Raw genomic sequence first — 13,414 nt, 5'->3', positions numbered from 1 at the left:
CCAAGCGGGATAAACACTGGGTTCGCAAATCGCCGCCAAGCGCGATAAATCCTGGCTTTTCAGGACAGGTAGGGCGGTCGTCGCAAGGCTATGAAAAAAGCCCCCGTTATGCGGGGGCTTGGTGTGTTGGCAGGTTTACAGTTCCGGCAGGCTTTTTTCTTGCGGTGTTGGGGTTTCGGCGGTAATGACCAGCGCCGGTGCATCGTCGCGGATGGTCACGTCCACATGGCCGCCGTTTTCGGCCAGTTCGCCGAAGAGCAGTTGTTCGGCCAGCGGCTGCTTGATGTGTTTCTGGATGAGGCGGGCCATCGGTCGCGCGCCCATTTTCGGGTCGTAGCCGTGTTTGGCCAGCCAGTCTTTGGCACTTTCTTCGAGGCTGATGCTGACGTGTTTGTCTTCCAGCTGTTGTTCGAGTTCGATGATGAATTTGTCAATGACGTGACGGATGGCGTCGTTACCCAGCGGGGCAAAGCGGATGATGGCGTCCAGGCGGTTCCTGAATTCGGGGGTGAAGTGGCGTTTGACGGCGGCTTCGGCTTGGGCGTCGCTGCTTTCTTTGTTGTTTGCGGCGGCGAAGCCGATGCGGTTTTTTTCCATTTCGAAGGCGCCGACGTTGCTGGTGAGGATGAGGATGAGGTTGCGGCAGTTAATTTCGCGCCCGGTCGCATCGGTCACCATGCCGTGATCCATGATTTGCAGCAGCAGGTTCATGATGTCGGGGTGGGCTTTTTCGATTTCGTCCAAAAGCAGCACGGCGTGCGGGTTTTTCTGGATCTGGTTGGTGAGCAGCCCCGCCTGTTCGTGGCCGACGTAGCCGGGCGGCGCGCCGATGAGGCGGCTGACGGTATGCGCTTCCATGTATTCGCTCATGTCGAAGCGCAGCAGTTTAATGCCGAGGACGTGCGCGAGTTGGCGGCAGACTTCGGTTTTGCCGACGCCGGTCGGGCCGGTAAAGAGGAAGCTGCCGATGGGTTTTTCGTTGTCACGCAGGCCGGCGCGGCTCAGTTTGATGGCGGCGGCGAGGTGTTCGATGGCGTCGTCCTGGCCGAAGACGACGGTTTTCAGGTCGCGTTCAAGGGTTTTGAGCTGGTTGCGGTCGTCTTTGTTGACGCTTTTTTCCGGGATGCGCGCGACGCTGGCGATGAGTTTTTCAATGGTGAGGGCGTCAATGGTGTCGCCGCGTTCGGCTTCGGGGATGAGGTGCTGGCGCGCGCCGGCTTCGTCGATGAGGTCAATGGCTTTGTCCGGCAGGCGGCGGTCGTTGATGTAGCGGTCGGAGAGGCGCACGGCGGCTTCGATGGCTTCCATGCTGTAGCGGATGTGGTGGAAGTCTTCGTAGCGCGGCACGAGGCCTTGCAGGATGGCGATAGCGTCGTCAATGGCGGGTTCGACGATGTCCACTTTCTGGAAGCGGCGGGCCAGCGCGTGGTCTTTTTCGAAGATTTGCCGGTATTCTTTGTCGGTGGTGGCGCCGATGCAGCGCAGTTCACCGTTCGCCAGCGCCGGTTTGATGAGGTTGGAGGCATCCATGCTGCTGCTGTTTGCCGAGCCCGCGCCGATGATGGTGTGGATTTCGTCGATAAAGAGGATGGCGTCGGGGATGGCGCGCAGTTCTTTGAGCAGGGCTTTGATGCGGTTTTCGAAGTCGCCCCGGTATTTGGTGCCGGCGAGCAGCGAGCCGATGTCGAGGCTGTAGATGGTGGCGTTTTTGAGGATGGGTGGCACGTCACCTTCGACGATGGCTTTGGCAAGGCCTTCGGCGATGGCAGTTTTGCCCACACCCGCTTCGCCGACGAGGATGGGGTTGTTTTTGCGGCGGCGGCAAAGGGTCTGGATGGTGCGCTCGATTTCGCGGCTGCGCCCGATGAGCGGGTCAATGCGGCCTTCCTGGGCGCGCTGGTTAAGGTTGTTGGTAAATTCGCTTATGGCGGATTTGCGTGGCCCTTCGTTTTCTTCGCCTTCTTTCGCTTCTTCGCTTTCTTTGGCGGGTTGGGCGCCGCCGTGGGTGATGTAGTTGACGAGGTCGAGGCGTTCGACTTCTTGTTGGCGCAGGAAGTAGGCGGCGTAGCTGTCGCGTTCGCTGATGATGGCGACAAGCGCGTTCAGGCAGCTGACTTCCTGTTTGCCGGCGTTGCGCGCGTGCAGCACGGCGCGCTGGATCATGCGCTGGAAGGCGGTGGTCGGCTGGGTGACGCGGCCGCCGTTGTCCTGCGGGAATTGCGGGCAGTGTTCGTTCAGGTATTTGTTGAGTTGTTCACGCAGTTTGGCAAGATCCACGCCGAAGGTGAGCAAGGCGTCGACGACGCTGCGTTCGTCCAATAGCGCGAGCAGCAGGTGTTCGAGGGTGAGAAATTCGTGGTTGGCGCTTTGCGCGCTGTGATAAGCGCGGTCAACGGCTTTTTCCAAGGCGGTGGATAGCATGGGGTTTCTCCTTCTCCTTTAATGGGGTCGCAGCACGCACAGTAGCGGGAAGTTATGACTGCGCGCGTGTTCGATGACTTGGTTGACTTTGCTTTCGGCGATTTCATACGGGTAGATGCCGCAAACGCCGCTGCCTCTTTCGTGCACTTGCCACATGATGTTTTCGGCTTCGGTGTGGTTTTTGCGGAAGAAGCGCATCAGTACGTCAATAACAAATTCCATCGTGGTGTAATCGTCGTTTAGGAGGACAACTTCAAACAGGCGGGGTTCGTCGAGTTCGGGGTCGGCGGTCAGGGTGTCGGTATCGGTCTCAAAATCGTGTTGGGGGCTCATGGCAATGCTTCGGGGAAGACTGGCGCAGACATGGCGGCGGCAGGGCTTTTTTCAAGCCGCAGATAGCGCAAATGGTAAGATAACGCGACTTAACTTCGCTCCTGAGGTCATTATGTCAGCTTCCGTTATCTCTTTCCAAGTTGCCCCCGCGCCCGGCGGACACCGCTTCAATGTGCAGCAGCGTGTACCGGTGGCGGCAATGAGTGAAATCGTCTTCTATCTGCCAATATGGATACCGGGCAGCTACATGCGCCGCGACTTTGCTCGCCTGCTCTCCCGTCTCGCTGTGCGTGACCGCGACGGCAACCTTATTCCGCATACCTTCGAAACCCCTTCACGCTGGCGGGTCAGCGTTCCCGAACACTGCGACGAACTCCTTATCACATACAGTATCTACGCACGCGACATCAGCGTGCGTGGCTGCTACCTCGACCACGAACGCGGCATTCTGAACCCCTGCTGCGCCTGTCTCGCCATCGAAGGGATGGAACACCTGCCGCAACGTCTCGTTCTCGCGCTGGAAGGACACCGCGCCGGTTGGCAAGTGGCGGGGGCACAGACCAACAGTGACGGCGCCTACTGGTTCGACAACTACGACCAGATGATCGACACCCCCTTAATGTTCGCCCATGAACTGACCATCCTTTCCTTCACCGCCGGCGGCGTGCCGCACGACATCGTCATCAGCGGCCGTTGCTGGGACTACGGCCATGAACGCCTGCGCCGCGACGTGCAGACCATCTGCCGCGAAGCCGTCATGCTCTTCGGCGGCCTGCCGCCGATGAACCGCTACACCTTCCTCCTTCACCTCGGTGACAATCTCTACGGCGGCCTCGAACACAGCTGCTCCACCCTGCTCATGGCCTCGCGCGACAGCCTGCCCGAGCCGGACAACCGGGGCAGCACCCGCTACGCCCAACTGCTCGGTCTCTTCTCGCACGAATACTTCCACACCTGGAACATCAAAGCGATGCGCCCGCCCGAATACCGCCACTACGACCTGCAAAATGAACAGCCGACCGAAATGCTCTGGCTCTTCGAAGGCTTTACCGCCTTCTTCGACAACTGGTTGCTGGTCAGAAGCGGTGTCATCACCATCCACAGCTACCTCGAACTCCTCGCGCAGGACATCGCCCGTTACCGCCAGCGGCCAGGGCGGCACGTGCAGACCCTTGCCCAATCCAGCTACGAAGCCTGGACCAAACTCTACAACGGCGGCGAAGACGCGGTGAACAGCAGCACCACCTACTACATCCAGGGTGCGCTGGCTGCTTTCTGCCTCGACATCTACCTGCGCGCACACAGCGAAGACGGCGTCAGCCTGCCGATGATCATGCACCGCCTCTGGCACGACTACCACAGAAGCGGCGAAGCCATCGACGAAGAACGCTTCATCCGCCTGACCGCCGACCTCTTGCCGGACGACCTCGAAACCCCGCTGCGCGGCTTCCTCCGCCGCCTCGTACACAGCACCGACCCGCTGCCGCTGGACGAAGCCGCCGCATACATCGGTCTCACCATCCACATGCTGCCCGCCGCCAGCAACGGCGACCTCGGCAGCGACGTACCCACCGCGCAGCGCTATCAGAGCGACCCCGGCATCCGCTGGCAAAAACACGGAAACCATTACCACGTGACCCGCATTGACGACACCAGCCCGGCGGCACTGGCGGGTATCGCCGTGGACGACCAGCTTGTCGCCGTGAACGGCTACCGCGCCGACGACACCCAACTGGCGCGCCACCTGCGCTATGCCGCGCCGGGCAACGCCGCCGTGCTGCACGTCTTCCGCGACAACGTCTTGCACGCCATCGCCTTCACCCTCGAACCCACCTCACTCGACACCTGCCTCATCCAGCGCAACAGCGACGCCGATGACATCACCCGCATGCGCCAGCGGCACTGGTTCAACCGCAACGAACACAACTGAATCCCCAACCGGAACCCAAACATGACCCAAACCCTCACCCTGCCCACCCCGGACGACCTGCACATCCACCTGCGCGACGGCGCCGCCCTCGCCCGCACCGTGCCCGACGCCACGCGACAATGCGCCCGCGCCCTCATCATGCCCAACCTCACCCCGGCAGTGGACAGCATAGAGGCCGTCTCTGCCTACCGCGAACGCATCACTGCCCACATCCCGGCGGGCGCCCGCTTCACCCCGCTGATGAGCCTCTACCTCAGCGACAACCTCAGCGTGGACACCGTACGCGCCGCCAAAGCCGCCGGCGTCGTCGCCGTCAAATGGTATCCCAAAGGTGCGACCACCAACTCTGCCCAGGGTGTGGCCGATGCCGCCGCGCTTGATCCCATCCTCGACGCCATCGCCCAAGCGGGCCTGCTGCTGCTTATCCACGGCGAAGTAACGACCGACGGCATCGACATCTTTGACCGCGAAGCCACCTTCATCGACACCGTGCTCGACCCGCTGCGTCAGCGCCACCCGGCACTACGCATCGTCCTCGAACACATCACCACCGCGCACGCCGTCGCCTACATCCGCGCCCAAAAAGAAAACCTCGCCGCGACCATCACCGCCCACCACCTCCTCTACAACCGCAACGCCCTGCTCGTCGGCGGCATCAAACCGCACTACTACTGCCTGCCCATCCTTAAAACCGAGAACGACCGCCGCGCCCTGCTTGACGCCGTCGCGAGCGGCGACCCGCGCTTCTTCATGGGCACCGACAGCGCCCCGCACGCCAAACACAGCAAAGAAAACGCCTGCGGCTGCGCCGGCTGCTACACCGGCCACGCCACCCTGCCGCTCTACGCCGCCGCCTTCGAACAGGCGGGCGCGCTCGACAAACTGCCGGCCTTCGCCGCCAGACACGGCGCCGACTACTACGGCCTGCCCTACAACAGCGGCGAAATCACCCTCGAACGCTGCCCGCAAACCTTCCCGGATACCCTGCCCTACGGCGATAGCGAAGTCGTCCCCTTCCTGGCGGGGCAGAAATGGCCGTGGCGCATCAAAACCGCCTAACCCCATCGCCAACACACATAGAAACACCATGAAAAACGCAAAAAACTGGCGGACGGAAGACCCCTACCACGCCCGCGAACAACGCAAATACGGCGCGAATCCCCTGCCCAGCCGCGAATACATCCTCAGCTGGCTGGAAGCGCAGGGCAAACCGCTCACCTTCACGCAAATCACCAAAGCCTTCGCCATGGACAGCGAAGAAGCCGACCGCCTGCAATACCGCCTGAAAGCCATGCTCAGCGCCGGGCAGCTCATGTGCAACCGCCAGGGCCGCTACGGTGTCACCCGCAAAATGGACCTTGTCGCCGGTTTCGTCATCGCCCACCAGGAAGGCTACGGCTTCCTCAGCCCGGAAAGCGGCGAACCGGACGGCTTCATCCCGCCCAAATACATGGCCGAACTCATGCACGGCGACAAAATCCTTGCCCGCGTCAAACATGAAGACGACAGCGGCCGCAAAGACTACGCGCCAGTGGAAATCCTCGAACGCGCACAAAAACGCATCGTCGGCAAACTCGCCGTACAGCATGGCGTGTGGACCCTCGTCCCGGAAAACCGCCGCCTGACCCAGCACATGCTCATACCGGCGGGCGAACTCGGTGGCGGCAAGGCGGGACAAGTCGTCATCGGCGAAATCACCGCCTACCCCTCGCGCTACCGGCAGCCCATCGGCAAAATCATCGCCGTCCTCGGCGAAGCCATGTCGGCCGGCATGGAAACCGACATCGCCATCGAAAACCACAACATCCCTGCTGAATTCCCCGCCGACGTCCTCGCCGAAAGCGAACACCTGCCCGACGAACTGCAAGCGGAAGACTATGACAGCCGCCTCGATCTGCGCCACCTGCCCTTCGTCACCATCGACGGCATCACCGCGCGCGACTTCGACGACGCCGTCTATGCCGAAAAACGCGGCAGCAACTACCGCCTCTACGTCGCCATTGCCGACGTCGCCCACTACGTCCGCCCCGACAGCCCGCTCGACACAGAAGCCTACAACCGGGGCACCTCCGTGTACTTCCCCGACCGCGTCATCCCCATGCTGCCGGAAAAACTCTCCAACGGCCTCTGCTCGCTCAACCCCGAGGTGGACCGCCTGGCGATGGTCTGCGAAATCACCCTCGCGCCGGACGGCAGCATCAAGCGCAGCGCCTTCCACGACGCCGTCATCCACTCGCATGCCCGCCTTACCTACGAAACCGTTGAAGAAATCCTCTTTGCCGACAACACCCTGCTGCGTGACAGCTTCGCCAAACTCGCCCGCCCGCTCGACACCCTGAAAAGCGTGTACCAGATCCTGCACGCCGCCAGAGAAGCGCGCAGCGTCATCGACTTCCACGCCGCCGAGCCCGAATTCATCTACGACAGCGAAGGCAAAATCGAAACCATCAAAACCCGCGAACGCCTCGAATCGCACCGCCTCATCGAAGAATGCATGATTGCGGCAAACATCTGCGCGGCCAAAACCATCGGCAAACACAAAATCCCCGCCCTCTACCGCGTCCACGACGACCCCAGCGAAGAACGCCTCGCCCGCCTCATCGACTTCCTTGGCAAACGCGGCATCCGCTGGCAGGGCGGAGCAGAAAGCGCTACCCCGCAACAATTCTCCGAACTGCTCACCCGCTGCGCCGAACGCCCCGACTACGCCCAAATCGAAACCATGGTACTGCGCAGCATGAGCCAGGCCATCTACGTCCCGGACAACCGTGGCCACTTCGGCCTCGCGCTCGAACACTACGCGCACTTCACCTCGCCCATCCGCCGCTACCCCGACCTGCTTGTGCACCGCGCCATCCGCCACCACCTGCACGGCGGCAGCCGCGAAGACTACCCGTACAGCGCCGAAAGCATGGTCGAAAAAGGCAAACACTGCTCGATGACCGAACGCCGCGCCGACGAAGCCACCCGTGACGCCATGGACTTCCTCAAATGCGAATTCATGAGCCACCGCATCGGCGAGCACTACCATGGCCGCATCGCCGGCATCACCAACTTCGGCTTCTTCGTGGCGCTGGACGACCTCGGCATCGACGGCCTCGTCCACGTCTCGACCCTGACCAACGACTACTACCACTACCACAGCGACACCTTCACCCTCACCGGCGAACGCAGCGGCTACCGCTTCGCGCTGATGGACGAAGTGGAAATCCAGGTTGCCAAAGTCGATCTCGAAGACCGCAAAATCGACTTCGAACTCATCGCCCACCAGGGCAAAGCACTCGGCGGCGGCAAAAAACGCGGCAAGACCACCGCTCCGCCTGCCCAGACAACAACGCCGGCGGCCAAAACGACAGAACCCGCGCAAGCGACAAAAACCGCGAAAGCCGCCAAAACCACGAAGACTGCGGAAAAAGCGACCAAACCCGCCAAAGCGGAGAAAGCTGCGAAGACTGCAGAAAACGCAGCAAAACCCGACAAAGCGGCCAAAGCCGCGAAGACTGCGGAAAAAGCGGCAAAACCCGCCAAAGCGGCCAAAGCCGCGAAGACCACAGAAAAAGCAGCAAAACCCGCCAAGACAGCTAAAGCCGAGAAGACTGCGGAAAAAGCAGCGAAACCCGCCAAGGCAGCTAAAGCCGCGAAGACTGCGGAAAAAACAGTAAAACCCGCCAAAGCGACCAAAGCCGCAAAAACTGTGGAAAAAGCAGCGAAACCCGCCAAAGCGGCGAAAGCCACAAAAACAGCGGCCAAAACAGAAAAAACAGCGAAAAAAACCGCTGCCAAAGCCAAGCGGACAAAAAAGAACGCCTGACATCCTGACGGATCCGGCACTTACGCCGCTTGGTGGGCTCAGTATTTACGGTGCTTAACAAGGCCAGCATTCATGCCACTTGGTGAGGCCAGTATTTACGTCGTTTGGCGCGTACCCAAACCTAAAACCCGCACGAAAAAGCCCCTCCCCCAGTGGGGAAGGGGTTGGGGGAGAGGGTTGAGAAAAATCGCGCAGCGGCAACAGCGATTTTGTAATCCCCAGCATCTATCCCGCTTGGCGAGTCCAGTGGGCACCTGCCCCAGCCTTTTCCATCGCCCGGCGCTGCGGCTTACGAAGCGATACCGGGGCATAAAGGCCGCTTTACGGCAGCGCAATCCCCAGGGTTTCGCACACCGTGCGCGGCAGGGTGAAGCGGCAGGTGCGGTTCGGGTCAACCATCTGGCAGATATGTACGTCGCCAGCGATGCTTTGCAGGGCGATCGCGCGATTGGCATCCAGCCCGCCGTGGGCGCAGAGCAGATCGCTCATCATCAGCGTCACCATTTCCGCCGCCTGATCCAGAGTCGGGGCGGAGGCAATGGTGTGGCAGGCATCCGCCGTGACCGCCAGCGGCGGCCTTTGATGACGTGCGCTTCCACCTCAACCACGCCCTTGATTTCCAGGCCGGAGACGCCGACTTCGCCGTCGCCCATCGCCAGCAGTGCACCCGCCACGTTGACCGGCAGGAGCAGGGTCGTGCCTTCGCTGATGATTTTGGTGTCCATATAGCCGCCATACGTATCCGGCGTGCCGCAGCTGACCGCTTCTCCAGCGGGTGCGGTGCCAATGACGCCGATCATCGGATTGCGCGGCAGGCGCAGCGTATCGAAAAGCACGACGTGATCTTCCGCCACTGGCACAAAGTCAATGCGTCCGGCCGTCAGACGCGCTCCCGCTACACCCGCGCCGGGCAGGGTCGCCAGCACCGCGCGCTTGTCCAGCTCGATGCGGTGGATATGCACGCGCAGGGTGTCGCCCGGCTCGGCGCCTTCGATGTAAAGCGGCTGGTCGATGGATTGATGCGGTTCCAGTCCAGTTGCTCAAAGGTGTCGCCGGGCTGCTGAATCTAGTCGGTAAAACAGTCGCAGGTCTCGAAGCGGACACGACTGCCGTCTACCACACGCAGCACGAATGGGTTTTGCGGCGACATGGCATAGATTATGTGGCCGGCGGCAATGGTAGGGATCATGGGAAGCTCCTGATGGGAATGGGAAGTTGTAGAATACCACCCCTGTTTTCTACCGCTATCCCGTTATGACCCCGACCGCTTTCCCACAACCGTACACCACCGTCGATGTGGTGATTTTCACCGTCGCCGACGGTGCCTTGCGCGTCCTCCTCAGCCGCCGTCCACCCGACCCCAGCGAGCCCTACCCCGCCACGCCCTGTCTGCCCGGCGGCTATATCGACATCGCGCTAGACGCCACCCTCTACGACTGTGCCCTGCGCAAACTGCGCGAGAAAACCGGCTTTGCCGCCCCCTATCTGGAACAGCTCGGCAGCTGGGGCAGCGCCGGCCGCGATCCGCGCGGCTGGACGGCGACGCACGTTTATTTCGCCCTGGTGCCACCGCCGCCCGATGCCGCTGCCTGGCCGCAGGCTGATGCCGCCTGCGCGCAGCCCTTGGCCTTTGACCACAACGACATTCTGCGCACCGCCCTGGCGCGTCTGCGCAGCAAAGTGGAATACACTTCGCTGCCCGCCTTCCTGCTGGCGGAGCCGTTCACCCTGCCACAGTTGCAGCGCGTTTATGAAATCATCCTCGGCAGGGCGCTCGACAAAAGCGCCTTCCGCAAACGTACCCTGGATGCGGGGCTTTTGGTCGAAGACGGCATGACCAGCGGTGGCTTCGGCCGCAATGCGATGGGCTACCGCCTGGCACAGCGCGACAGCGCCATCCATTTCCCACGTCCCTTCCGCTCAGGAGAGCAATAATGCCACTTGAACACAGTGCCCCCATACCCCTGCACCACGCCGCGCACCGTCTCGCCTGGTCGCGCGTGCTGACGCTTGCCGTCGCTGCCTTCGTCTTCAATACCACCGAATTCATCCCCATCGCGCTGCTCTCCGACATCGGCGCCGGCTTCGACATGAGCGCGGCGCAGACCGGGGTGATGCTGACGGTGTATGCCTGGGTCGTGTCGCTTGCCTCTCTGCCCTGTATGCTGCTGGTAGCACAGCGGGAACGGCGCGGCCTGCTGCTCGCCCTCTTCGTCCTTTTCATCGCCAGCCACGCAGTCAGCGCGTTGGCGTGGAATTTCGGTGTCCTGCTCGTCTCGCGTATCGGCGTGGCACTGGCGCATGCGGTGTTTTGGGCGATTACCACCGCGCTGGCGGTGCGCCTTGCGCCGCCGGGCAAACAACAACAGGCCATCGGTTGGCTGTCGATGGGCACGGCGCTGGCGACGGTGCTGGGTCTGCCGCTTGGCCGTCTGATCGGACAACTGCTCGGCTGGCGCACCACCTTTGCCCTGATTGCCGCCGCTGCTGCCGCCGTGATGCTCGCCGTTTTTCTGCTGCTGCCGCGCCTGCCCAGCCGCAACGCAGGTTCCCTCACCAGCCTGCCCCTGCTGGCACGCCGTCCGCTGCTGCTCGGCCTCTACGCCTTCACCGCCCTCATCATCGCCGCCCATTTCACCGCTTACAGCTACATCGAGCCGTTTGCCCGCCAATTCAGCCATCTCGGCGAAGGGGCGACGACGGCACTGCTCCTCGTCTTCGGCCTCTCCGGCATGGTGGCGAGCGTGCTCTTCGCCCGTCTGCACGCGCGCATGCCGACGCGCTTCCTCACCTGTGCCGTCGTGCTGCTCTGCGCTTCCCTGCTGTTATTACGCCCGCTGGGGGCGTCATCGCTGGCGTTGTTTGCGCTGGTCTTCTGCTGGGGTATCGGCATCGCCGCCCTCAGCCTCGCGCTGATGGTGCGCGTGCTGCACCTTGCGCCGGACGCAACCGATGTCGCCACTGCCATCTTCTCCGGCATTTACAACATCGGTATCGGCGGCGGTGCGCTTATCGGGCGACTGGTGATGCAGCACGGCGACCTCGCCCTCATCGGCCTGAGCGGGGCGGTTTTAGCACTTGTCGGCAGCGCGTTCTTTGCCTGGACGCAGTGGCGTTTTGGCGCGCTACGCTGAAGTAGTCGCCCACCGGGGCGTCGCATGCTATGCTTGCGTGCGTTTTTTCCGAAGGAGTTTCTATGGACATCATCGTGGTCATGTTTTTCCTCGCGGTCTGCATCATCATTCCGCGTTTCTATGCCAACCGCCCTTGGGTGTGGGCGATTGCCCTCACCGTGTGGCTGGCGGTTATCCGCGCACCCTGGCCGTTTTTTATCGCACTGTGGCTCGTCTGCTGGGCGGCTCGAGAAAAAATCTGGCGCGACACCTACCTGATTGCGCCGATTGAGAATTGGGTAAAGCGCATTCTGCATACGTGAAGAACGCGAATAAAAAGCCGGACGTTGTCCGGCTTTTTTATAGTGCTGCATCACTCGTTGGCGTAGGGGTTCGCCTTGTCACGGTAACTGATACGGATCGGTGTGCCGTGCAGTTTGAACTGTTTGCGGAAGAATTTGCTGAGGTAGGTGGTGTAGCTGTCGGGGACGTTCGTGGTACGCGTGCCGTGAATGATGATGTGCGGCGGATTGCGCCCGCCCTGGTGCGCATATTGCAGTTTGATGGAGCGGCCCTGCACCAGTGGCGGCTGGTGGCGGTGGTAGGCGGTTTCCAGTGCTTCAGTGAGTTTGTTGGTGGAAAGTTCCGTCATCGCCGAGCGATAGACTTTCTTCACCGCTGGCAGCAGTTTGCGGATGTTGCTGCCGTGCAGCGCCGAGATGTAGAAGACCTCGGCGTAGTCCACGAAGTGCAGTTTGCGCGTGAATTGCTGGCGGATGGTTTCGCGCTGTTCGGCGTCAAGGTGGTCCCATTTGTTGATGGCGATGATGAGACCGCGTCCGCGTCGGGTGATTTCGCCCAGGAGGTGCGCGTCCTGCTCGCTCACGCCTTCGTGCGCATCCAGCATGAGGATGACGACGTTGGCGCGCTCAATGGCGTCCAGGGTTTTGACGATGGAGAATTTTTCGATTTTGTCATTGACCCGCGCTTTGCGGCGGATGCCGGCGGTGTCAATAAGGGTGAAGCGGTCACCGGCGTCGTCTTCGTAGGGGATGGCGATGGCGTCGCGGGTGGTTCCGGCAACGGGGCTGGCAACGAGGCGATCTTCACCGATGAGGCGGTTGAGCAGGGTGGATTTGCCGGTGTTGGGGCGGCCGATGACGGCAAGGGCAATGCTGTCATCCGCGTTTCCTCCGGCTTCCTCCGGTTCGCCGAATTGCCCGGCGTCGGGCAGTGAGTGCAGGTGGGCAATAATGCGCTCTGCCAGGCGGTTGATGCCGCGCCGGTGTTCCGCCGCAATCGCGAGGGTGTCGGCGATGCCGAGGGCATAGAAGTCGGCAAGGATGAGGTCGGGATCGGCGAAGTCGGTTTTGTTGACGGCGAGGATGACGGGCTTGTGGCTGCGCCGCAGTTCCTGGGCGATTTGTTCGTCCACGGCGGTGAGGCCGTCGCGTCCGTCCACGAGGAAGACGACGACATCGGCTTCGCTGACGGCGGCGCGCGCCTGCTGGTCCACGCGGTAGTCGATTTGTGCTTCTTCTTCACGCAGGAGGCCGCCGGTGTCAATGATGCGGCAGGGCATGTCCATGAGGCGCGCTTCGCCGTAGTTGCGGTCGCGGGTGAGGCCGGGGGTGTCGGCAACGAGGCTGTCGCGGCTGCGGGTCAGGGCGTTAAACAGGGTCGATTTGCCGACGTTGGGGCGGCCGACCAGCGCCACCAGTGGTTTGCGCAGGGTGTTCATGGGGTGTCCTTTGTGGTTTTTTGTGCGTGTATTGAGGGCGAATGTGCGTGCCAAGCGAGAATACG

9 protein-coding genes and 1 pseudogene are annotated in these 13,414 nt (G+C 61.9%); 6 read left to right on the top strand and 4 right to left on the bottom strand.

What is annotated here, in order from left to right; all coding sequences use genetic code 11:
• Positions 1–135: 135 nt before the first annotated feature.
• Together clpA and clpS are read right to left on the bottom strand one after the other, a co-directional pair.
• The gene (gene clpA / locus DY250_RS06395) at positions 136–2,421 is read right to left on the bottom strand and encodes an ATP-dependent Clp protease ATP-binding subunit ClpA (protein ID WP_115611566.1); all 2,286 of its coding nucleotides are present in this window, start codon (positions 2,419–2,421) and stop codon (positions 136–138) included.
• Between the two features lie 18 nt (positions 2,422–2,439).
• Positions 2,440–2,754 carry an ATP-dependent Clp protease adapter ClpS gene (gene clpS, locus DY250_RS06390; RefSeq protein ID WP_115611565.1) on the bottom strand — a complete coding sequence of 105 codons (315 nt, stop codon included), beginning with the start codon at positions 2,752–2,754 and terminating at the stop codon, positions 2,440–2,442.
• A 112-nt stretch (positions 2,755–2,866) separates the two neighbouring features.
• Here clpS and DY250_RS06385 point away from each other — a divergent pair, with 112 nt between their 5' ends.
• Genes DY250_RS06385 through rnr form a run of 3 tightly spaced genes read left to right on the top strand, consistent with a single transcriptional unit; the run spans position 2,867 to position 8,495 of the window.
• Entirely contained in the window at positions 2,867–4,684 is a 1,818-nt protein-coding gene (locus DY250_RS06385) for a M61 family metallopeptidase (RefSeq protein WP_245951054.1), read from the top strand.
• A 21-nt stretch (positions 4,685–4,705) separates the two neighbouring features.
• The gene (pyrC, locus tag DY250_RS06380) at positions 4,706–5,743 is read left to right on the top strand and encodes a dihydroorotase (RefSeq protein WP_115611563.1); all 1,038 of its coding nucleotides are present in this window, start codon (positions 4,706–4,708) and stop codon (positions 5,741–5,743) included.
• A gap of 28 nt (positions 5,744–5,771) precedes the next feature.
• Entirely contained in the window at positions 5,772–8,495 is a 2,724-nt protein-coding gene (rnr, locus tag DY250_RS06375) for a ribonuclease R (RefSeq protein ID WP_245951053.1), read from the top strand.
• A gap of 321 nt (positions 8,496–8,816) precedes the next feature.
• Here rnr and DY250_RS14895 read toward each other — a convergent pair.
• Positions 8,817–9,684, bottom strand: a pseudogene (locus DY250_RS14895) (acetamidase/formamidase family protein).
• Between the two features lie 65 nt (positions 9,685–9,749).
• Here DY250_RS14895 and DY250_RS06365 point away from each other — a divergent pair.
• The 3 genes from DY250_RS06365 (at position 9,750) to DY250_RS06355 (ending at position 11,931) form a co-directional block, all read left to right on the top strand.
• Positions 9,750–10,430: an NUDIX hydrolase gene (locus DY250_RS06365; protein ID WP_115611562.1), complete on the top strand. Its 681-nt coding sequence runs from the start codon at positions 9,750–9,752 to the stop codon at positions 10,428–10,430.
• Positions 10,430–11,629, top strand: a complete 1,200-nt coding sequence (locus DY250_RS06360) for a sugar transporter (RefSeq protein WP_115611561.1) — start codon at positions 10,430–10,432, stop codon at positions 11,627–11,629. The genes DY250_RS06365 and DY250_RS06360 overlap by 1 nt, the downstream gene beginning before the upstream one ends.
• Positions 11,630–11,691: 62 nt before the next feature.
• Entirely contained in the window at positions 11,692–11,931 is a 240-nt protein-coding gene (locus tag DY250_RS06355; RefSeq protein ID WP_245951052.1) for a hypothetical protein, read from the top strand.
• Between the two features lie 50 nt (positions 11,932–11,981).
• On the opposite strand, the gene der is transcribed toward DY250_RS06355, so the two are convergent.
• Entirely contained in the window at positions 11,982–13,349 is a 1,368-nt protein-coding gene (gene der / locus DY250_RS06350; RefSeq protein WP_115611559.1) for a ribosome biogenesis GTPase Der, read from the bottom strand.
• Between the last annotated feature and the right edge of the window lie 65 nt (positions 13,350–13,414).

This window comes from Cardiobacterium valvarum (assembly GCF_900460955.1).
Taxonomy (GTDB): domain Bacteria; phylum Pseudomonadota; class Gammaproteobacteria; order Cardiobacteriales; family Cardiobacteriaceae; genus Cardiobacterium; species Cardiobacterium valvarum.
This window is presented reverse-complemented; position numbering and strand designations above follow the sequence as displayed.